This window comes from Micromonospora sp. NPDC006766, assembly GCF_040636055.1.
Classification (GTDB): Bacteria; Actinomycetota; Actinomycetes; order Mycobacteriales; family Micromonosporaceae; genus Micromonospora.
On record NZ_JBEYIX010000001.1, the window covers coordinates 289,311 to 310,084 of the forward strand.

The window sequence follows — 20,774 nt, forward strand, 5'->3', positions numbered from 1 at the left end:
GGGGTCAGCACTCGATGACGTTCACCGCGAGGCCGCCCCGCGCCGTCTCCTTGTACTTCACCTTCATGTCGGCGCCGGTCTCCCGCATGGTCTTGATGACCTTGTCCAGCGACACCGCGTGCACCCCGTCGCCGCGCAGCGCCAGCCGGGCGGCCGTGATCGCCTTAATGCTGGCCACCGCGTTGCGCTCGATGCACGGAATCTGCACCAGGCCACCCACCGGGTCGCAGGTGAGGCCGAGGTTGTGCTCCATGCCGATCTCGGCCGCGTTCTCCACCTGGGCCGGAGTGCCGCCCAGCGCCTCGGCGAGCCCGGCGGCGGCCATCGAGCAGGCCGAACCGACCTCGCCCTGGCAGCCGACCTCGGCCCCGGAGATCGAGGCGTTCTCCTTGAACAGCACCCCGATCGCGCCGGCCGCGAGCAGGAAACGGACCACGCCCTCGTCCGACGCGCCGGGCACGAACCGGGTGTAGTAGTGCAGCACGGCCGGAATGATCCCGGCGGCCCCGTTGGTCGGGGCGGTGACCACCCGGCCGCCGGCCGCGTTCTCCTCGTTGACCGCGAGGGCGAACAGGGTGACCCAGTCCATGGCGCGCAACGGGTCGGTGGAGTCGGTCTCCGCCTCCAGGCTGCGGCGCAGCTCGGCCGCCCGGCGGCGCACCTTCAACCCGCCGGGGAGTACGCCGTCGCGCTCGCAGCCGCGCTCCACGCATTCCCGCATCACCCGCCAGATCTCCAACAACCCGGCCCGGACGTCCGCCTCGCTGCGCCAGGACCGCTCGTTGGCGAGCATCACCTCGCTGATCGAGAGGCCGTTGCCGGCGGTGACCGCCAGCAGCTCCGCGCCGGTCAGGAACGGATACCGAACCCGGGTGCTGTCCGGCTTGATCCGGTCCGCCCCGGCCGCCGCCTCGTCGACCACGAACCCTCCGCCCACGGAGTAGTACGTGCGGGCCCTGAGCTGATTCCCGCCCTCGTCGAAGGCCGAGAACAGCATCCCGTTCGGGTGGTACGGCAGCGAGCGGCGCCGGTGCAGCACCAGGTCCCGGTCCGGGTCGAAGTCGATCTCCTGCGTGCCGAGCAGGCTGAGCCGTCGCTCGGCCCGGATCCGCGCCACCCGCGGCCCGACGGTGTCCGTGTCGACCGTCTCCGGCGCCTCGCCCTCCAGCCCGAGCAGCACCGCGCGGTCGCTGCCGTGCCCGTGACCCGTCGCGCCGAGCGAGCCGAACAGCTCGGCCTGCACCCGGGCGATGTCGGCGAGCAGCCCGTCCGCCTTGAGCCCGGCCACGTAGGTGCGAGCAGCCCGCATCGGCCCCACCGTGTGTGAGCTGGACGGCCCGATGCCGACGCTGAAAAGGTCGAAAACACTGATCATGGCTGCACTTTCCTCGCCGTCGGTCCCGTTGTGCGGGTCCGGCCCGGGATGTGCCGCTCCCGGTCCGGGGCGGCGGGCGGCACCCGGGGTGCGGGCGCCCGATCGGCGAGCCTACCCGCCCAGGTCAGCCCCCGTCCGCACCCCCGCGCCCCGCACCGGGATGGCACTCGATCCCGGATCGAGCACGATCTTGCCGGGGTGGAGCCCGGCGGGGGTATGCACCTACGGGGGAGGCGAGGGTGACTTTCCGCCTTTGGGTTGAGGGCGCGGCACGCAGCCGTTCCTATCGTGGAGTCAGCGCGGCGGATCGCCGCAGAGTGGGAGTACGACGATGAATCGCAAGCTGGTCCGGCCCCGCCAGGGGCGCATGGTCGCCGGTGTCTGCGCCGGCCTGGGGCAGCGGTTCGGCATGTCGGCCAACCTGATCCGGCTGCTGTTCCTGCTGTCCCTGCTGCTGCCCGGCACCCAGGTGATCTTCTATCTGATCCTCTGGATCCTGATCCCCAACGAGGATCGCGTCTACTGACCCCCACCTGACCCGCGCCGGCGTCCGCCGGCAGCAACTTCGGGGAAAGCGCTGCCTCCACGACGGCTGAGGCAGCAACTTCCCCGAACCTGCCGTCTCGCCCGTCAGGGGGCGGTGTAGGTGACGGTCACCTTCTCGTAGCCTAGGGAGCGGAGTAGACCCGCCAGCATTTTTCGGGTGTTCTCCTCGGCCCGGGCGGTGAGCCCGCTGTCCCGGGCGGCGGCGGTGATCCGGTCCTCAGCCAGCCGGTAGACCTGCTGCTGCCGGTTCGGGTCGCCGGCCACCAGGTCGTTGAGCCGGTTGAACAGGCCGCGCTCCTGGGCGAAGACGTAGCTCTTCTCCAGGTCGAGGCTGGTCTCGCCGAGCTGCGGGGCGGGCAGCTTGATCTCCACCGACTTCTTGTCGGCCGACTCCACCACCGCCCCGTCGGCGATCTTCGAGAAGTCGACGTACGCCTCGACCCGGCCGGCTCCGACGAAGAGCGTCCGCTCGTTGAGCAGGAAGTCCGGCACGTACCGCCGATCGTTCTGCAGGTCGACCACCACCTGGAAGTCGCCCTCGGCCGCGACGTAGCGGCTGAGGTCGCGGACCGACTTGAGCAGCGGCGGCTGGCTTCGGTCGGTCTGTTGCTCGGCGAACGGGTTGTGAAAGCTCGGCAGGATCCCGCTCGCCTGCACACCGAGCAGCACCACCACAACCAGCGCGGCCGCGCCGAGCACCCAGAGCAGCCCACGGACCGGGCCGCTCGTCGGCGCTGGGGCAACCGGCTCTCCGGCGGGCTCGTTGATGTGACCCTCGTCGATCATCGCCCTCACCGTCCTCGTCAGACACGTGCGCCTGAGAACGACGGTAAGGCCCGCGTACGACAACCGCTCGGCGAGCCGCTGAGACTGAGAGAAACCGCAGGTCAGGCGAAGGCGGAGAGCCCGGTGAGGCGCTGCCCGATGACCAACTGGTGAATCTCCGAAGTGCCCTCGTAGGTCAGCACGCTCTCCAAGTTGTTGGCGTGCCGCATGATCGGATATTCGCCGGAGACGCCGTTGGCGCCGAGGATCGTCCGGCACTGCCGGGCGATCGCCAACGCCTCGCGTACGTTGTTCAGCTTGCCCACGCTGACCTGCTCGGGCCGCAGCCTGCCGGCCTCGGCGAGCCGGCCCAGCTGCAGCGCCAGCAGCAGCCCCTTGTTCCACTCGACGGCCATGTCGGCGAGCTTGGCCTGGGTGAGCTGGAAGCCCGCGAGCGGCCGGCCGAACTGGGTCCGGGTGGTCGCGTAGGACAGGGCGGTCTCGAGGCAGTCCCGGGCGGCGCCGAGCGCACCCCAGACGATGCCGTGCCGGGCCTCGGTGAGGCAGCTCAGCGGTGCCTTCAGCCCGACCGCCTCGGGCAGCCGGGCCGCCGCCGGCAGCCGGACGTCGTCGAGGGTGATCTCCCCGGTGAGGGAGGCACGGAGGGACATCTTCCGGCGGATTTCCCGCGCGCCCACCCCAGGGGTGTCCATGGGCACGAGAAAACCTCGCACCCCTTCGTCGGTGCGGGCCCAGATCACCCCGGCGTCGGCGATCGGCGCGTTGGTGATCCACATCTTGCTGCCGTTGAGCACCCAGTCGTCGCCGTCGCGGCGGGCCCGGGTGGCCATCGAGGCCGGGTCGGAGCCGTGGTCCGGCTCGGTCAGCCCGAAGCAGCCGATCGCCTCGCCGGCCGCCATCGCGGGCAGCCAGCGCTGCTTCTGCTCCTCGCTGCCGTAGCGCCAGATGGCGTACATGGCCAGCGAACCCTGCACCGACACCAGCGAGCGGATGCCCGAGTCGCCGGCCTCCAACTCCAGGCAGGCCAACCCGTACGCGACCGCCGACGCGCCGGCGCAGCCGTATCCGGTCAGGTGCATGCCGAGCAGGCCGAGCTTGCCGAACTCGCGGGCCAGCTCGCGGGCCGGCACCTGGCCGTCCTCGTACCAGCCGGCGACGTGCGGGCGTACCCGGTCGTCGACGAGCTGGCGCACGACGGCGCGGATCTGCCGCTCCTCCTCGCTCAGCGACGCGTCGATGTCCAGCAGGTCGAGAGGACTCATGCGGCCAACCTTAATGATCCCTCAGGCCGGACGTCACTCGGCCGGGCCGCTGAGCACCAGCACCCGGGCGTGGATCTGATTGCGCTGCTGGAGCGCCGCACGCAGCGCCCGGTGCAGGCCGTCCTCCAGATAGAGGCCGCCGTTCCACTGCACCACGTGCGGGAACAGGTCGCCGTAGAAGGTCGAGTCCTCGGCGAGGAGCTTGTCCAGCGCCAACTCCCGCTTGGTGGTGATGAGCTGGTCCAGCCGCAGCGGGCGCGGCGGGATCTCGGCCCACTGCTTGAGTGTGAGGTTGTGCTCCGGGTAGGGACGCCCGTCCCGGACCGCTCTGAAGATCACGGCGCGCTCCCCTCCCCCTGGCCCCGTCCTCCTCGACGCCCGGCCAGGTCACGGCGGGGCGCCACGCGGAACGGCTGATGATGTCCGTGCCAGCCTATCCACACCCGCCACATTGCGTTTTACTCCCACATGTCGCTTTCGTCACTACCGATAGCCGCACTCGCCGGGACAAATCCGCCCTCAGCTCCAACTGCCGCGCCGGACCACCTCGTCGATCGACCGCCGCCCGCGGCGCAACGAGGGTGACCGGTGATCGGGCGCCCGGTAGCCGACGGTGACGGCGCCGATCGGGTGATAATCCTCGGGCACGTTGAACGCCTCCCGGTACGCCCCGATCCGCTGCGGCGGAATGCCGAAGAAGCACGCGCCCAGCCCCTCGTCCACGGCGGTGAGCAGCATCAGCAGGGCGGCGAAGCCGGTGTCCACGTACCAGTAGGGCACCGGCCAGCGGTCCTCGGAACGATCCGCCCAGCCCTTGTCCGGCTCCGCGTACCGGTCGAGATACGCGGCACGGTTGGCGTGCGGCACCACGATCAGCGGGGCGCGCCGCATCCCGGCCAGCCAGCGGTCCCGGCCGCCCTCGCCCGGGGTGGCCGCGGCCCAGAACCGCTCCCGGTCCGCCGGCTCCTCCAGCACCAGGAAACCCCAGCCCTGGGCGAAACCCGCCGAGGGTGCCCGGATCGCGTGCTCCAACAGCCGGTCCACCACCTCCGGCGGCACCGGCCGGCCCGGGTCGTAGTTGCGTACCATCCGGCGGCGCCGGACAACCTCGGCGAACTCCATGCTCACCCTCCAGGTCGGATGCCCCAGGCGCCCCGCCAGGTCTCGCCGGGGGCCAGCACGATCAAGTCCTTGCGGGAGCGGAACGCGTCCGCCGGGCAGGTCATCGGCTCGACCGCGACCGAACGGCGGTGACGCTCGCCGGTGAGGGTGTCCCCGGTGTAGACCTGCCACCAGCCGAACTCGCCGTCCGCCCAGACGTGTACCGCGGCCGAACCGTCCAGCGCGGCGAGGGTCACCGTCGACCGGCCGTCGGCGTCCCGTTCGACGTCACCGAAGGCCAGGTCGAGCACCGCGTCGCCGATCGGGCGGGGCTCGGTGTAGTCGTACTCGGTGCCGGCGACCTTGGTCACAGCCACCGGGAGCAGCCGGCCGTCCAGCAACATCCGGGTCCGCCCCGGCACCCGCAGCGTCAACTCGCCCACGCCGGCCTTCGGCAGCCGCAGATAGGGGTGGACCGAGAAGCCGAACGGCACCGCCTCATCGGCCAGGTTGGTCGCCTCGTGCTCGGCGCGCAGCCCGTCCGCACCCACGCTCCACCGGGTACGCAGCCGCAGCGCCCACGGATAACCCGGACTCGGCGGCAGGTCGTACCCGATCGTGACGCTCTCGGCCGAGCGCTCGATCAGGTGCCAGGACACCCAGTTGACCAGGCCGTGGAGGGCGTTGTGCCGGGCCGGCTCGCTCAGGTCGAGCTGCAGCGACCGGTCGCCGAAGGTGTACGCGCCGTCCCGGATCCGGTTCGGCCACGGGGCCAGCACCTGCCCGGCCGAGCCGGGGCAGAGCTCGTCCACCTCGTACCCGTCGAGATAGTCCACCGCGTCGTGCCGGTACGTCCGCAGCCCGCCACCCACCTCGACGACGACCGCCTCGTGTCCGTCGGCGGCGATGCTCCACTGTGCTCCCGACGGCGACCCATTCCCCATGCCCAAGAACCCTAGTCGATGCAAGGAAGGGCACCCTGTTAACGCCTGCGGTAGAGGAAGGGCCCCCGGTTAACCGTCAGAGTCGGCTCAACCCCCGGAGTCGGTGTGCGGCGTGACAACGCGATAGCGCAGCAGCGCCGGGAAGGCCACCACCAGCAGCACGGCGAGAACGGCCGCGACGAGGCCACCGCTCACCCAGGCGACGCCGGCGCCGAAGCCGGCGGCCATCGTGCCGGCCCGCAGGTCGCCCAGGCGCGGGCCACCGGCGACCACCACCGTGTTGACCCCCTGGAGTCGGCCGCGCATCCGATCCGGCGCGTAGACCAGCAGCATCGACTGCCGCAGCACCGAGCTGACCAGGTCGGCCGCGCCGGCCAGGCCGAGCAGCAGCACCACCAGCCAGAGCTGGCGCGCCAGCCCGGCCAACGCGATCGCGACGCCCCAGCCCACCACGGCCAGCACCAGCGCCAACCCCTGCCGCCGCAGCCGGCCGATCCAGCCGGAGGTCAGGCCACCCACCATCGCGCCGATGGCGATGGCGCTGTAGAGCCAGCCGACCGCCGAGCCGCCGCCGAGCCGGCCCTGGGCCAGCTCGGGGAAGAGCGCCCGGGGCATCGCCAGGATCATCGCGATCAGGTCGATGGCGAACGACAGCAGCAGCACCGGCGTGGTGGCCAGGTAGCGGAAGCCGTCCACGATGCTGGCCAGCCCCGCCTTGCGCGCGGCACCGTCGCTGTCCGGATCCGGCTCGGGCGGCATCGCCGGCAGGCGCAGCGTGGCCCAGAGCGACACGGCGAACAGCAGCGCGTCCACGGCGTACGCGATCGGCAGCCCGACCTCGGGCCGCCAGCCGGCGAAGATCAGACCGGCCGTGAGGGGCCCGAAGACCGCGGTCGCGGTGAACGTGGTGAAGTTCAGCGTGCTGGCCGCCGGCACCAGTTCGTCCGGCACCAACCGCGGCAGGATCGCGCTGCGGGCCGGCGAGGTGACCGCGAACGCGGTCGACTGCACCGCCACCAGGGCGAGCAGCAGCACCGGGCTGTCCACCTTGAGCAACGCCTGGACCAGCAGCGCCAGGGTCGACACCCAGAGCAGGCCACCCCCGCCGAGCAGCACCAGGCGGCGATCCCGGGCGTCGGCCACCGCGCCGCCCCAGAGCCCGAACAGCAGCAGCGGCAGGAATCCGGCCACGCCGAGCAGCCCGACCCAGAACGAGCCGCCGGTCAGGGCGAACATCTGCACCGGTACGGCGACCGCGGTGAACTGGAATCCGAACATCGCCACGCCGTTGCCGAGCCACACCCGCCGGTACGCGGGCACGGCCAGCGGGCGCAGGTCGATCGCCCAGCGGCGCGATCCGCGCGACCGGGCCTCCTGCACCCCGGTCACGGGGCCAGCCGCTCGGTGACCCAGGCGCCGCCGTCGGTGCGCCGGAACCGCAGCCGGTCGTGCAGCCGGCTGGCCCGGCCCTGCCAGAACTCCACCGTCTCGGGGAGCACCCGGAACCCACCCCAGTGCGGAGGCGCGGGGACCGGCTCGACGGCGGCGAAGCGCTCGGCCGCCGCCCGGTACGCCGCGTCCAGCGCGGCCCGGTCCGGAACGACCCGGGACTGGGTGCTGGCCCAGGCGCCGAGCTGGGAGCCGCGCGGCCGGGTGGCGAAGTACGCCTCGGTCTCAGCCCGGCCGACCTCCGCCACCCGGCCGGTGACCACCACCTGACGTTGCATCGGGAACCAGGGGAAGACCAGGCTGGCCCACGGGTTGGACCTCAGCTCGGCGCCCTTACGCGAGTCGTGGTTGGTGTAGAAGACGAAGCCCTCCGGGTCGTACCCCTTGAGCAGCACCGTCCGGCCGCTCGGGCGGCCGTCGGCGTCGGCCGTGCCCACCACCATCGCGTTCGGCTCCGGAAGCGGGTACGCCACCGCGTCGGCGAACCAGCGGGCGAACTGGGTGTGCCAGTCCGGCGCGAGCTCCGACTCGGAAAGCCCCTGGTCGGCTGCGTACTCGTTACGCATTGCGGCCGGCGCTGGTGTGTCGCCCGTCACTCTTTTGTCCCTTTCCTCGCACGACCGCATCCCCCCGATGCTGGCCAGGCCCTACCGCCCAGTCTGGCCGAGGCGGTGGGCTTGCCCATCGGCGGGGATGAGGCGCGTAGCACAGTCGCAGTGGGTCGCGCACTCCGTTACTCAGCAGGCAAGATGGCACGAACACATCCCTGAGGGTCGCCTGGGAAGCGGGGCCGGATGAGCCCGCGCGGGCGCACCGAGCCGGAAGCCAGGAGACGAGATGGCCGACTTCAAACCGGGCCTGGAAGGCGTCGTAGCCTTCGAGACCGAGATCGCCGAACCGGACCGCGAGGGTGGCTCGCTGCGCTATCGCGGCGTGGACATCGAGGATCTGATCGGCCAGGTCTCCTTTGGCAACGTCTGGGCGCTGCTGGTCGACGGACGTTTCGGCCCCGGCCTGCCGCCGGCCGAGCCGTTCCCGGTGCCGGTGCACTCCGGCGACATCCGCGTCGACGTGCAGTCCGCGGTCGCCATGCTCGCCCCGTACTGGGGGCTCGACCAGCTGCTCGACATCTCCGACGAGCAGGCCCGTGAGGACCTCGCCCGGGTGTCGGTCACCGCGCTCTCCTTCGTCGCCCAGTCGGCCCGGGGCCTGGGCCTGCCGGCCGTGCCGCAGAAGGAGATCGACAAGGCGGAGACGGTCGTCGAGCGGTTCATGAAGCGCTGGCGGGGCGAGCCCGACCCCCGGCACGTCAAGGCCGTCGACGCCTACTTCATCTCGGCCGCCGAGCACGGCCTGAACGCCTCCACCTTCACCGCGCGGATCGTCGCCTCCACCGGCGCCGACGCCGCCGCCTGCATCTCCTCCGGCATCGGCGCGCTCTCCGGCCCGCTGCACGGCGGCGCGCCGTCGCGGGTGCTCAGCATGCTGGAGGCCGTCGAGCGCAGCGGCGACGCCGAGGGGTACGTCAAGGGCGTGCTCGACCGGGGCGAGCGGCTGATGGGCTTCGGCCACCGGGTCTACCGGGCCGAGGACCCGCGCGCCCGGGTGCTCCGGCGCACCGCCAAGGAGTTGGGCGCGCCGCGCTTCGAGGTCGCCGAGGCGCTGGAGAAGGCTGCCCTGGCCGAGCTGCAGGCCCGCCGCCCGGACCGGGTGCTCGCCACCAACGTCGAGTTCTGGTCGGCCGTGGTGCTGGACTTCGCCGAGGTGCCGGCGCACATGTTCACCTCGATGTTCACCTGCGCCCGGATGGGTGGTTGGTCCGCGCACATCCTGGAGCAGAAGAAGCTGAACCGGCTGGTCCGCCCGTCGGCTCGCTACGTGGGCCACCGCCCGCGCAAGCCGCAGGAGGTCGAGGGCTGGGACGCCATCCCGCACGGCGTCTGACCCACACCGTCCCGAGGCGTCCTCGTGTTCACCGATATGCCGCTGAGTCACTTTCCTGCCTCAGCGGCATATTTCTTTTGCGGGCACCGTCACCCGGATGGCGGCACGCCGGGGCAGCACACCGGCACCGGCAATTGTGGCCGACGCCTCACCCCACAGGCCGGGACCAGCCGCCGGGGCAGGTGGCCCGGGTGCGAGGATGAAGGCCGGCAGAGCCGCCGGACCGGGCTTCGGATCCCGGCTTTCCGCGCCCGTGCGCGGCCGCCGTCGATCCGTGCCCGTCAAGAGGGCCCGTCCTCGCCCACTCGGAAGGATCGAGACAACCGTGGCTGACGCACCGACCATCCGGATTCCCGACGACATCAAGCCCGCCGACGGGCGCTTCGGCTGCGGGCCGTCCAAGGTCCGTCCGGCGGCGGTCTCCGCCCTCGCCGACGTCGCCACGAGCTACCTGGGCACCTCGCACCGGCAGAAGACCGTCCGCGACCAGGTGGCCCGGCTGCGCCGCGGCATCGCCGAGTTTTATTCCCTCCCCGAGGGCTACGAAGTGGTCCTCGGCAACGGCGGCACCACCGCCTTCTGGGAGGTCGCCACCTTCGGCCTGATCCGCGACCGGGCCCAGTTCGCCAGCTTCGGCGAGTTCGGTGCGAAGTTCGCCAAGTCGGTCAAGGACGCGCCGTTCCTCGGCGAGCCGACCATCCGCAAGTCCGAGCCGGGGAGCGCGCCGACGCTGGTCGCCGAGGCCGGCGTGGACGTTTACGCCACCCCGCACAACGAGACCTCCACCGGCGTGGCCGTGCCGGTCGGCCGGGTGCCGGGCGCCGATGAGGGCTCCTTGCTGCTGGTCGACGCCACCTCCGGCGCCGGCGGCCTGGAGGTGAACGTCGGCGAGACCGACGTCTACTACTTCGCCCCGCAGAAGTGCTTCGGCTCCGACGGTGGCCTCTGGCTGGCCCTGATGTCGCCGGCCGCGCTCGCCCGGGCCACCGAGATCAAGGAGTCCGGTCGCTACGTTCCGGCCTTCCTCGACCTGGTCACCGCGATCGACAACTCGCGGCTGGAGCAGACGTACAACACCCCCGCGCTGGCCACCATCTTCCTGGCCGCCGAGCAGACCGACTGGATGAACGCCCAGGGCGGCCTGGCCTGGGCGGCCAAGCGCACCGCCGAGAGCGCCGGCATCGTGTACGGCTGGGCCGAGCGGGCCGAGTTCGCTACCCCGTTCGTGACCGACACGACGCTCCGTTCCAACGTGGTCGCGACGATCGACTTCGCCGACGGGGTGGACGGTTCGGCGATCGCGAAGGCGCTACGCGCCAACGGCATCGTGGACACCGAGCCCTATCGGAAGCTGGGCCGCAACCAGCTGCGCATCGCGCTGTTCCCGGCGGTCGAGCCGGCCGACGTGGAGGCGCTCACCGCGTCCATCGACTACGTGGTCGAGCGACTCTGATCGCTCGGTGACGGTGGGTGGTCGTCGGGCCCCCGACAACCACCCACCGTGATCATCGTCGCAGCTCAGTCGCGACATGCCGGGTGTCGCATCCCCCACCTTGGGGTAGATGGGCGTACGGTGGTGCGAGACGCCCGGGTGGCCGGCTCGTGGCGTGACGGCCAGCGAAGCGGGACGGAGGCAAGCCCATGCGCCCAGTACGCTTCGTCGCCCTCTCCGAGGACGGCCAGGCTCTGGTGCTCACAGACGAGGTCGGGCGCCTGCTCGCGCTGCCGATCGACGAACGCGTCGCCACGGCGTTGCACCCCGAGCCCGGCGCGGCCCCTCTCGCGGTGGTGCCATCCACCCCTGACCTGGCAGCGTCCCTGTCGCCTCGGGACATTCAGGCCCGGATCCGGGCCGGCGAGTCCGCTGAGGACGTCGCTCGGATCGCCGGCGTTCCGGTCGACCGCGTCCTGCGCTACGCGGGTCCGGTGCTTCAGGAGCGGGCCATGCTCGCGCAGCACGCCCGGCGGAGCCGGCTCAAAGGCGCCGAGAAGCCGACACCGCTGGCCGAGGTGGTCAACGGCCGGCTGGCCCAGCACGGGATCGACACCGAAAAGATCTCCTGGGACGCATACCGGCGGGAGGACGGCACCTGGCGGATCATCGCCACTTGGCCGTCGGGCAAGGCCACCGCGCAGGCGGTGTGGGACCTCGACAAGACCCGGCAGCATGTCGTCCCCCACGACGACATGGCGCAATACCTTTGCGCCGAGCGGCCCACGCCCATCCTCGGTCAGGAGCCCGCGCCGGAGCGGGGCGGGCACGCGCTGCCCGGCCCGTCGCGCGGCGAGCCGAATCGGGGCGGGCACGGCCTGCCGACGCCCGCCGAGCACCCCCGCCCGGGGCGGGATCCGATTCGCGCCGGCCGCGACGCGCTGCTCGCCTCGCTGGACCGGCCGCTCGGCTCGACGGGCTCGGGCCGCGGGCTCGACACCCGTTCCCCGGCCGCCCTGGCCGGGCCGGAGGCACCACGCCAGCGCCCGGTCGCCGGTGGCGCGGCGGCGCTGCTCGGCGGCGGCCCGGGTTCGGCGTTCGACGACGACTCGGACGCGCCGAAGGAGGTCCCGGCCGTACCATCGCTGGCCGTGCTCCGGCCGCGTCGCACCGGCGCGGCGGCGGCCGCGGGTGGCACGGAGTCCGCGGAGGCCGGCGGCAAGCCACGTAAGCGGCTGCCGAGCTGGGACGATGTCCTTTTCGGCAGCGGCCCGGCGGTCCGGGAGTCGTCCTGATCCACCCTCGTATTGCACGGCACTCCAGGGCCGCGCGTGCCAGAGTGGACCCATGGAGTACACGAATCTCGGGCGCACCGGTCTCTCGGTGAGCCGCTTCTGCCTCGGCACGATGAACTTCGGCCCGCAAACCGACGAGCCGGGCAGCTTCGCCATCATGGACCGAGCCCTCGAGCACGGCATCAACTTCTTCGACACCGCGAACGTCTACGGCTGGAAGCTGGGTGAGGGCGTCACCGAGCAGATCGTCGGTCGCTGGTTCGCCCAGGGCGGTGGACGCCGCGACAAGGTCGTCCTGGCCACCAAGGTGTACGGCAAGATGGGCGAGTGGCCCAACGAGCAGGGCCTGAGCGCCCGGCACATCATCCGGGCCTGCGAGGACTCGCTGCGCCGGCTCCAGACCGACACCATCGACCTGTACCAGATGCACCACATCTCGCGGACCACACCGTGGGAGGAGATCTGGCAGGCCATGGAGACCCTGGTCGCCCAGGGAAAGGTCATCTACGTCGGATCGTCCAACTTCGCCGGTTGGCACATCGCGCAGGCGCAGGCCGCAGCGGGCCGCCGCAACTTCCTCGGCCTCGTCTCCGAACAGTGCATCTACAACTTGATGACCCGGTACGTCGAGTTGGAGGTGGTTCCGGCCGCGCAGCACTACGGGCTGGGCATCATCCCGTGGTCGCCGTTGCACGGCGGGCTGCTCTCCGGAGTGCTACGCAAGATGGCCGAGGGCGGCGCGGCGCGCGGTGCCAGTGGCCGGTCGGCCGACGCGCTCGCCGCGCACCGGCCCACCATCGAAGCGTACGAGAAGCTCTGCGCCGACCTGGGTCATGACCCGGCCTCGGTGGCGCTGGCCTGGCTGCTCTCCCGGCCCGGCGTGACCGCCCCGATCGTCGGCCCGCGCACCGTCGATCAACTCGACCACAGCCTCGACGCGCTGCAGGTGGACCTCGACGAGGCCACCCTCGCCCGGCTCGACGAGTTGTTCCCACCCCTCGGCAACGGCGGCCCCGGCCCCGAAGCCTGGGCCTGGTAACGCGGGCTGGGTCAGATCGGCCAGGCGGCGAGGCGGTCGTAGGTGGGACGGGGGCCGGGGTGGCTGCGGACCAGCACCAGCTCCTCCGCCGGCCACTCCGGGCCGCGATAGTCGTGCAGGGTCTCGCGGTCGGCGATCACGTCGGCGCGGTCGATCCGATCACCGGGGCGGGCGATGGTCAGATGAGCCCGGAACGGTTTCTCATCGTGTGGCAGCCGGGCCCGCCGCAGCGCGAACCGGATCAGTCGGGCCAGCGTGGCCAGCCCGTGGAGGTCGCCCTGGACGTCCACCCAGAGCACGGTGAACCGGCCGCGTCCGAAACTGCCCCCACCCCCGAGACGGAGGCAGAGCGAGCTGTCCCGGCCGCCCCGGAACGTCTCGGCGGCCAGGCCGAGCGCGCTCTCCACGTCAACCAGCTGGGTTTCCTCCACGTCGCCGAGGAAGGCCAGGGTGAGGTGGGCGTTGCCCGGGTCGGCCAGCCGGACATTGGTGCCGGCGGCGGTAGCGGCGCCGACCCGTAGCCGGGCCACCTGGGCGGTGAGGTCGTCGACCGCCGGCCGGGGTGGGTAGACCGCGACGAAGAGCCGCACCGGTGCCGCCGGGTCAGCGGTGCCGCTGGTGGTGACCGGGGCGGGCCGCGGGCAGGGCGAGCCCGGCGGCGTGCACCAGACCCTCCACCCGGACCCGCTCGATCTCCCGGTCCACGCCGTCCAGCTCGGTCAGGTGCTCGGTGATCCCCAGTGCCCGGCAGGCGGCGCGCAGCCGCTCGTCGTACGCGTCGATGACCGCGCCATGCCACACCACCGAGCGGTCGACGGCGGCGAGCCGATGGCCGCCGAGCCGCCGCAGATCGATGGCGAGCTGTTCGAGTGGTCGCCGATCGGCCCGGTCCAGCTCGGTCAGATCGATGTCGCGGGTGAGCGCGTCGGCCTCGATGGCTCGGTCCAGCCAGGCGATGGTTCCCCGTTCCCGGCGTTGCTCGCGCCACTCGGCCCATCCGCAGGCCACCCGGTCGAGGATCTCGTCGGCGCAGAAGAGCAGCGCGAAGAGGGCCGGCAGGCAGCAGACGGCGAGGATCGCCAGCACCAGCATCAGCCCCCGCCCCACCTCCACGCATCGACGCTAAGCCCCGTCGTCACGGCCCGCCACCGGAATGCCGATATCCGGCTTGAATGAATACGCGTTAAAAGGGGGCCCTGCCATGCACCAGGCGTTAACAGGGGCCCCTCCTTGCACTTCACTCGCTGGGGAGCGACACCACGTAGAAGCGGGGCATGGGCAGCATCCGCAGCCGCAGCCGGGCGCCCGAGCGACGCAGCTGCCAGGTGAGCGCGAGGAGCGCGGCGGCCAGCGAGATCAGGCCACCGACCCAGATGCTCGCTCCGGCGCCGAAGGTTTCGGCCACCCAGCCGATGATCGGCGCGCCGACCGGGTTGGTGCCGAGGAAGACCAGCACCCAGAGCGCCATCACCCGGCCCCGGAACGCGGCGTCCACGCTGAGCTGGACCCGCTGGTTGGCGGCCTGGGCGAAGAAGACCATGAAGAACCCGGTCGGCAGCAGCAGCGCCACCACCAGCCAGTACGCCGGGGCGAGCCCGACCAGGGTGCCGAAGCTGGCGCAACCGACCGCCGCGCCGAGCACCAGCCAGACCGACGGGCGGCTGCGCCGCCCAGTGCCGGCCAGGGCGCCGACCAGCGCGCCGACCGCGAGGGCGGTGCTGAACAGGCCAAATGAGGCGGCCCCGGTGTGGAACACCGTCTTGGCCAGCGCCGCGAGGGTGAGCTGGAAGTTGAACAGGCTCATCCCGATCACCGACATCAGCGCCATCGGCAGCAGGAGATCGGGGCGGCGCCAGACGTACCGCAGGCCGTCCACCACCCGGGCCTGGTCGCGCTCGCCGGCCGGCGGCAGGTCCTTGCGGTGCAGCTCCGAGGTACGCATCCGGACCACGTTGACCAGCGGGGCGATCGAGCTGAGCGCGCTGAACACGAAGACCGGCCCGACGTCGAAGGCGGCGATGGCGAGGCCTGCGGCGGCGGGGCCGATTATCCGGGCCGAGTTGAAGGTGGCCGCGTTGAGCGAGAGCGCGTTCGGCAGCAACGGCACGCCGACCAGTTCGGAGACGAACGCCTGCCGGACCGGAGTCTCCACCGCGTTGGCGACGCCGAGCAGGGCGGCGAACGCGAAGACATGCCAGAGCTGCACCAGCCCGGTGATCACGAGCATGCTCATCACCAGCGCCAACACGGTCCAGAACGCGTTGGCGATGAAGAGCAGCATGCGCTTGTCGTACCGGTCGGCGAGGCGGCCGGAGAGCAGGGTCAGCAGCAGGACGGGAGTGAACTGCAACGCGGTGACCACGCCGAGCGCGGTGGCGGAGTTGTCGCTGAGCTGGAGGACGAGCCAGTCCTGGGCGATGAACATCATCCAGACGCCGACCAACTTGATCAGCTGTCCGGTGGCGAAGAGCCGGTAGTTACGAACTTGTAGGGACTGGAACATCGTGCTCAGCTTTGCCTGCACTCTCTATGCGCCTCCTCGCGTCGTACACGTTTCATCCACGCCGGACGGGGCGGACTGCACGACGCGTCGTGGCTCAGGCGCGGGCGATCCCCTGGAGGATGTCGGCGGCCCGCTGCAGCGTGTCGCGTTCCTCCGCGGTGAGCGCGGTCAGTCTGTTGGCCAGCCACTCGTTGCGGGCCCGCTCGAACTGCTCGAGCACGGCTCGCCCACCCTCGGTCGCCGCCAGGATGACCTGGCGACCGTCGGTCGGGTGAGGGGTGCGCTGCACGAGGCCGCGCTCCTCCAACTTCGCGACGATCTTGGTCATCGTCGGCGGCTGCACCCGCTCGACGTCGGCCAGTTCCCGGGGCGTCAGCGCGCCGGCCAGATTGAGACTGGTCAGCGCCGAGACCTGGGTGACCGTCAGATCGCCCACCGGGCGGGCCTGCCGGACCCGCCGGTTGAGCCGGGTGATCGCATCACGCAACTGGGGGGCCAGTTGCGCCGGTGGCACGCGTTTCGCCGTCACCGTCCGCTCCGTCACACTCGTTAGCTTAACTAATGAGCCTGGCTAACGACGTGCGATATGACCAGACTCACCAGAAGATCGACTTCCCCGCCGCGCGGGAAGTACAGGATGAATGCCGTCCTCGATCACCGGCAAGCCGGGCACAAGAGGTCGCGTACGCTGTGCCCGTGCCTCAGGAGCAACCGCCGCGGCCCGAGCCGCTCGACCCGCCGATGGTGCCGTTCGCCGTTGCCGGGCTGATCGCCTGGGCGGTGGCCGGTCTGGTGCTGCTGATCTTCTTTCGCGGTTGGCTCACCGAACACGGGCACCAGAACTGGCTCTGGACCTGCCTGGCCGGTTTCCTGTGGGGCTTTCCCGGTCTCGCGGTGATGATGCGGCACGACGCCAACCGGCGTCGCCGGCGAGCGGCCGCCGCCCGCCGGGGCTGACCGTCAGGGGTGGCCGTACGGCTCCGCCGGCTCGGCCGCCTCGACCGAGCCCGGGGCACGGCTCACCGACATCGTCTCGACCGCGCTGTCGTCGTAGACCGCGGGCAGCTCGTCGGTCGGGGTCTCGGCCGTCTCGGCGAGGGTCTCCGAGTGCGCGCCGCAGCCATGGTCGGCACTCACCACCCGGCCGTCGTCGGGCGCATAGAAGTTGCCGCAGGCGCCGAAGGCCTGCCGCAGCGCCCCGGCGAGGGGCAGGTAGAAGCCGCAGGTGCCGCAGCGGGCGGCGGCCGGCGCGGCCACCGAGATCGGGGCCTCCGGCCCGTGATCGCCGTCGTACCAGCGCTGGGCGGCTTCCGTGCGACCCTCCCGGGACAGCACCCGGGGCCGGCCCAGGCCCAGCTCCCACGCGGTCTCCTCGACCGCCGGGTCATCGGAGAGCAGATAGCCCGGGGCGAGCCGCTCGTCGTCCGCCGGGGTGGGTAGCAGATCGCCCGGGCCCAGGTCACCCGGCTTGAGCCGCTCCTGCCAGGGCAGCCAGCCGGGGGCGAGCAGCGCGTCCGCGCCGGGCAGCAGGACCGTCTCGCAGATCGTGACCTTCCGGCTGCGCGGCACCCGGGTCACCGTGACGGCCCAGCGCCAACCCCGGTAGCCGGCCAGCTGACACTCAAAGTAGTGGGTGACGAGGCGGTCACCCTCGACGACGGCCTGGAGGTGCTCGCCGACATCGGCGGGGTCCACCTCGGTGATGGCGGCGCGGGCCACCTCGACGGCGGCAGCACACACCTGGTCGAGCCGGGGAGCGCGGGCGGAGGCGGGCCTGGTCACGTACCCATTGTTCCCCATGCCCATGCTCACCTGTCAGGCACTCCCCGGAGTCGTTCTCCCGAGTGGTGCGGCACTTCTGGATCAGATGGGCGAGGATGGACCTCATGCCGCCGTCCTCCCGCTCCGGCCGGTCCGCCCTCGGGCGGGCAGTCGGCACGGGCATCCGTGCCACCCGCCTGCTACTACGCGGCACGCTGCGCGGCGGCCGGTGGATGACCCGACGGGCCGGATCGGCTCGGGCGCAGAGCGCCGGCAACGAGGTGGGCATGGTCCGCCTCTTCGACCTGCACGCCCTCTCCTGCGCCGGGGACACCCTCATCGCCATCGGCCTGGCCGGGACGATCTTCTTCGACGTACCGCTGGGTGAGGCCCGGAACAAGGTCGCGCTCTACCTACTGGTGACCATGGTGCCCTTCGCCATGCTCGCCCCGGTGGTCGGGCCGCTGCTGGACCATTTCCGGCACGGCCGCCGATACGCGCTGGCGACCACCATGCTCGGCCGGGCTTTCCTCGCCTGGCTGATCTCCGACTACATCGGCAGCTTCGGGCTCTATCCGGCGGCGTTCGGCGTGCTCGCTCTCTCCCGGGCCTACGGGGTGGCCCGTTCGGCGGCGGTGCCCCGGCTGCTGCCGGAGGGCCTGGGCCTGTCCCAGGTCGGCGCGCGGGCGAGTGTCTACGGCACGGTCGCCGGTGGGCTGGTCGCCCCGCTCGGGTTGGCCGCTTTCTGGTTCGGGCCGCAGTGGCCGCTCCGGGTGGCGTCGCTGATCTTCCTGATCGGCATGGTGATCTCGTTGCGCCTGCCGCCGAAGGCGGATTCCGAGCCGCCGGAACGGGTGCCGCGCCCGCTGCAGGCGCTGCGCCGCCGGGCGGGAGAACGACCGCTGGGCCGGGGCCGTCCCGCCGGCCGACTGGTGATCGCCACCCTGATCGGCGCGGCGGCGCTGCGCGGGGTGTACGGCTTCCTGCTGCTCTTCCTGGCCTTCGCGATCAAGGCCGGTGGCCTGACCACCGACGTCTTCGGCCGGGACCTGGGTGCTCAGGGCGCGCTGGGCCTGGTCGGCGGCGCGCTGGCGGTGGGCAGCTTCCTGGCCACCGCGGTTGGCACCCGGCTGCGGATCCACCGGCCGGCCGCGATCCAGTCCAGCGGCATGATCGTCGTGGCCGGGGTGGCGGTACTGGCCGCGTGGAAGTTCTCGCTGCCCATGGTGGCGTTGTTCTGCCTGGTCGCGGCCCTGTTCAGCGGGATCGCCAAGCTCGCGGTCGACGCGTCGATCCAGGAGCGGATCCCGGAGCGACTCCGCGCCAGCTCCTTCGCCCACTCGGAGACCGCGCTCATGCTCGCCTTCGTGGCCGGCGGCGCGCTCGGGCTCGTCCCCTTCACCGGCCGGATCGGAGTCGCCGTCGCCGCCGGCGTCACGGTGCTGGTCGCCGCACGCGGCCTGCTGGTGGCCGGCCGGCTGCGCGGCGAACGCCTGATCGGCCGCCCCCTCGGCGACGACGAGCTTGCCGGCGAGCAGCCGGAGGCGTTCGCCGAGCCGACTCCCACCTCGCCGGCACCGTCGTCGGAGGGTACGCCCAGCGTCGAGCCCGACGACGACATGTTCCCGCCGCCGGGCTTCCACATCTACCGTCCCTCCTCCTCACCGGTCGGTGGGCCCGGCGGGGCCGACGAGGAGAACCGGCAGCCACGGGGGCCAGTCGCGTGAGTGGGCTGCTGGTGGTGACCGCCGTACCGGCCGAGGCGGACGCGATCCGGGCCGGTCTGACCGACCCCACGGTCGCCGTCACCCCGGTCGGGGTCGGCCCCGCCGCCGCCGGAGCCGCCACCGCCCGGCTGCTGGCGCTCGCCGAGGCGGCCGGTCGGCCGTACCGGAGGGTGGTCAGCGCGGGCATCGCCGGCGGTTTCGTCGGTCGAGTGGCGGTCGGCGGCACCGTGCTGGCAACCCGCAGCGTGGCGGCAGACCTGGGCGCCGAGTCGCCGGAGGGATTCCTTCCGGTGGAGGAGCTGGGCATGCCGGCGGAACTGCTGGGCCTCGGCAGCGTCGTACCCGCCGACCCGGGGCTGCTGCACACCCTGCGTACCGCCCTGCCGGAGGCCACCGTCGGCGCGGTGCTCACGGTCAACACGGTGACCGGCACCGCCGCGAGCACCACAGCCCTCGCCGAACGGCACCCGGACGCGGTGGCCGAGGCCATGGAGGGGTACGGCGTGGCCGTGGCCGCCGCGCAGGCCGGCCTGCCCTTCGCCGAGCTGCGCACGGTGTCCAACCCGATCGGGCCCCGGAACCGGGAGTCCTGGCGGATGCGGGAGGCGTTCGCCGCCCTCACCGTGGCGGCGGCCGCCCTGCGCTGACCGAGCGCCACCGCGTCGCGCTGGCCGTGAGGTTTAACTTGAGCGCGGCAGGCCGGCTCGCCTCCAGCTGGAACCCGCAGGCGAGCAGAAAGCTGGTGCCGGGCTCCTGAGTCAGGGCCTGGACGACTCCGAGACCGGCCACCCGCAGCTCGTTGACGAGTGCCTCCACCAGCCGGCGGCCGATGCCCAGCCCTCGGTACCAGGCGGCGACGAGCACGCCGTCGATCACGATCTCCCGCTTCTCTGGGCACTCCTCCCCGCCCCAGAGGAGATGCGGGCTCTGTTCGTGGGCGCGGAGTTCCCCGACCAGGTCGCCATCCGGTAGTTCCGCGACGAACCGCCATGACGTCGCGGCCAACGCCCCGGTCACCCGCCGGACAGTCACCGAGGCACGCACCCATTCCGCCTCGCGCCGCCGATCCCGATACTCGCGATTCACCTCATACGTCGCGGGTGGCAGCGGCAGCGGCCACTTCTCCGGCGGCAGGTTGTACCACTCCGCCCACCACGCTCCGGGCCAGTCCTTCGGCTCGCGCACCTCCCACACATCGAGGTGGGCCGGATACCGGCGCCCGGCCTGGTCACGCAGCTCATCGTGCGGGACCGGCGCCGGCAGCCGGTGCGCTTCGTCGGCCGGCCCGGCGTCGAACCGCACCTGGCCGCCGGCGGCCCGGACCAGCCGCTCCACGGTCCGGTACCGAGGGTCGACGGCCCGTCCGGACTCGATCCGCGCGACCGTGGCCTGCGGAACTCCCGCCCGGGCCGCCAGCTCGCGCTGGCTCAGGTCGGCTTGCCGCCGCAGCCGCCTAAGCAGGTCGCCCAGGTCCGCCCACCGCTCAGTTGAAGAGTTCGGCTCACCCACAGCTGGGATGCTCTCCAGCTTCCCACCGCCTTTTCAACACGACGGGCCCACCTGTGGATAACCCTGTGGACATCGACTCCACGGCCGGAAAAGGTGTGGAC

The 20,774-nt window shown here is 72.1% G+C and carries 22 protein-coding genes; 8 read left to right on the forward strand and 14 right to left on the reverse strand.

All coding sequences use genetic code 11. The features are described 5' to 3' along the window. Nucleotides 1-4 precede the first annotated feature (4 nt). Nucleotides 5-1,375, reverse strand: a complete 1,371-nt coding sequence (locus tag ABZ671_RS02000) for an L-serine ammonia-lyase (RefSeq protein WP_357849656.1) — start codon at nt 1,373-1,375, stop codon at nt 5-7. 331 nt (nt 1,376-1,706) lie between these two features. On the opposite strand from ABZ671_RS02000, the gene ABZ671_RS02005 reads away from it, so the two are divergent. Then, nucleotides 1,707-1,901, forward strand: coding sequence for a PspC domain-containing protein (locus tag ABZ671_RS02005; RefSeq protein WP_357849659.1), 195 nt, complete (start codon nt 1,707-1,709; stop codon nt 1,899-1,901). 104 nt (nt 1,902-2,005) lie between these two features. Here ABZ671_RS02005 and ABZ671_RS02010 read toward each other — a convergent pair whose 3' ends face one another. The 7 genes from ABZ671_RS02010 to pdxH all read right to left on the reverse strand — a co-directional run bounded on the left by ABZ671_RS02010 (nt 2,006) and on the right by pdxH (nt 8,089). Beyond that, a complete protein-coding gene (locus ABZ671_RS02010) occupies nt 2,006-2,707 on the reverse strand; it encodes a DUF4230 domain-containing protein (protein ID WP_357849663.1) in 702 nt (233 codons plus the stop codon). 101 nt (nt 2,708-2,808) lie between these two features. Then, nucleotides 2,809-3,969, reverse strand: coding sequence for an acyl-CoA dehydrogenase family protein (locus ABZ671_RS02015; protein WP_357849666.1), 1,161 nt, complete (start codon nt 3,967-3,969; stop codon nt 2,809-2,811). A 33-nt stretch (nt 3,970-4,002) separates the two neighbouring features. Further along, entirely contained in the window at nt 4,003-4,308 is a 306-nt protein-coding gene (locus tag ABZ671_RS02020; RefSeq protein ID WP_109965561.1) for a type II toxin-antitoxin system VapB family antitoxin, read from the reverse strand. Between the two features lie 180 nt (nt 4,309-4,488). Then, the gene (locus ABZ671_RS02025) at nt 4,489-5,091 is read right to left on the reverse strand and encodes a nitroreductase family protein (RefSeq protein ID WP_357849671.1); all 603 of its coding nucleotides are present in this window, start codon (nt 5,089-5,091) and stop codon (nt 4,489-4,491) included. 2 nt (nt 5,092-5,093) lie between these two features. After that, a complete protein-coding gene (locus tag ABZ671_RS02030) occupies nt 5,094-6,014 on the reverse strand; it encodes an aldose 1-epimerase family protein (protein ID WP_357849674.1) in 921 nt (306 codons plus the stop codon). Between the two features lie 87 nt (nt 6,015-6,101). Beyond that, a complete protein-coding gene (locus ABZ671_RS02035; protein WP_357849677.1) occupies nt 6,102-7,403 on the reverse strand; it encodes an MFS transporter in 1,302 nt (433 codons plus the stop codon). Further along, entirely contained in the window at nt 7,400-8,089 is a 690-nt protein-coding gene (pdxH, locus tag ABZ671_RS02040) for a pyridoxamine 5'-phosphate oxidase (protein ID WP_357849680.1), read from the reverse strand. The genes ABZ671_RS02035 and pdxH overlap by 4 nt, the downstream gene beginning before the upstream one ends. A gap of 211 nt (nt 8,090-8,300) precedes the next feature. Here pdxH and ABZ671_RS02045 point away from each other — a divergent pair, with 211 nt between their 5' ends. The 4 genes from ABZ671_RS02045 (at nt 8,301) to ABZ671_RS02060 (ending at nt 13,173) form a co-directional block, all read left to right on the forward strand. Further along, nucleotides 8,301-9,407 carry a citrate synthase 2 gene (locus tag ABZ671_RS02045; RefSeq protein ID WP_357849683.1) on the forward strand — a complete coding sequence of 369 codons (1,107 nt, stop codon included), beginning with the start codon at nt 8,301-8,303 and terminating at the stop codon, nt 9,405-9,407. Between the two features lie 325 nt (nt 9,408-9,732). Then, nucleotides 9,733-10,860, forward strand: a complete 1,128-nt coding sequence (serC, locus tag ABZ671_RS02050) for a phosphoserine transaminase (protein WP_357849686.1) — start codon at nt 9,733-9,735, stop codon at nt 10,858-10,860. Between the two features lie 188 nt (nt 10,861-11,048). After that, nucleotides 11,049-12,134 carry a septation protein SepH gene (gene sepH, locus ABZ671_RS02055; protein WP_357849689.1) on the forward strand — a complete coding sequence of 362 codons (1,086 nt, stop codon included), beginning with the start codon at nt 11,049-11,051 and terminating at the stop codon, nt 12,132-12,134. A gap of 52 nt (nt 12,135-12,186) precedes the next feature. Beyond that, the gene (locus ABZ671_RS02060) at nt 12,187-13,173 is read left to right on the forward strand and encodes an aldo/keto reductase (protein ID WP_357849693.1); all 987 of its coding nucleotides are present in this window, start codon (nt 12,187-12,189) and stop codon (nt 13,171-13,173) included. Between the two features lie 11 nt (nt 13,174-13,184). Here ABZ671_RS02060 and thpR read toward each other — a convergent pair whose 3' ends face one another. From thpR to ABZ671_RS02080, 4 genes are all read right to left on the reverse strand, one after another. Beyond that, nucleotides 13,185-13,763: an RNA 2',3'-cyclic phosphodiesterase gene (thpR, locus tag ABZ671_RS02065; protein ID WP_357849696.1), complete on the reverse strand. Its 579-nt coding sequence runs from the start codon at nt 13,761-13,763 to the stop codon at nt 13,185-13,187. A gap of 13 nt (nt 13,764-13,776) precedes the next feature. Beyond that, on the reverse strand, nt 13,777-14,286 hold the full coding sequence (locus tag ABZ671_RS02070; protein ID WP_357849699.1) for a hypothetical protein: 510 nt from the start codon (nt 14,284-14,286) through the stop codon (nt 13,777-13,779). A 124-nt stretch (nt 14,287-14,410) separates the two neighbouring features. Then, nucleotides 14,411-15,697, reverse strand: a complete 1,287-nt coding sequence (locus ABZ671_RS02075) for an MFS transporter (RefSeq protein WP_357849702.1) — start codon at nt 15,695-15,697, stop codon at nt 14,411-14,413. 73 nt (nt 15,698-15,770) lie between these two features. Beyond that, nucleotides 15,771-16,220, reverse strand: a complete 450-nt coding sequence (locus ABZ671_RS02080) for a MarR family transcriptional regulator (protein ID WP_357849705.1) — start codon at nt 16,218-16,220, stop codon at nt 15,771-15,773. A 152-nt stretch (nt 16,221-16,372) separates the two neighbouring features. On the opposite strand from ABZ671_RS02080, the gene ABZ671_RS02085 reads away from it, so the two are divergent. Continuing rightward, entirely contained in the window at nt 16,373-16,633 is a 261-nt protein-coding gene (locus ABZ671_RS02085; protein ID WP_357849708.1) for a DUF2530 domain-containing protein, read from the forward strand. Nucleotides 16,634-16,636: 3 nt separating this feature from the next. On the opposite strand, the gene ABZ671_RS02090 is transcribed toward ABZ671_RS02085, so the two are convergent. After that, complete coding sequence (locus tag ABZ671_RS02090) at nt 16,637-17,476, reverse strand: DUF3027 domain-containing protein (protein ID WP_357849711.1); 840 nt, start codon at nt 17,474-17,476, stop codon at nt 16,637-16,639. Between the two features lie 86 nt (nt 17,477-17,562). On the opposite strand from ABZ671_RS02090, the gene ABZ671_RS02095 reads away from it, so the two are divergent. Continuing rightward, nucleotides 17,563-19,164 (forward strand): MFS transporter, encoded by a 1,602-nt coding sequence (locus tag ABZ671_RS02095; protein WP_357849714.1) that lies wholly within the window; start codon nt 17,563-17,565, stop codon nt 19,162-19,164. Continuing rightward, a complete protein-coding gene (locus ABZ671_RS02100) occupies nt 19,161-19,811 on the forward strand; it encodes a futalosine hydrolase (RefSeq protein ID WP_357849717.1) in 651 nt (216 codons plus the stop codon). The genes ABZ671_RS02095 and ABZ671_RS02100 overlap by 4 nt, the downstream gene beginning before the upstream one ends. On the opposite strand, the gene ABZ671_RS02105 is transcribed toward ABZ671_RS02100, so the two are convergent. Then, the gene (locus ABZ671_RS02105) at nt 19,783-20,673 is read right to left on the reverse strand and encodes a GNAT family N-acetyltransferase (protein WP_357849720.1); all 891 of its coding nucleotides are present in this window, start codon (nt 20,671-20,673) and stop codon (nt 19,783-19,785) included. The two genes, ABZ671_RS02100 and ABZ671_RS02105, sit on opposite strands and share 29 nt — an antisense overlap. Between the last annotated feature and the right edge of the window lie 101 nt (nt 20,674-20,774).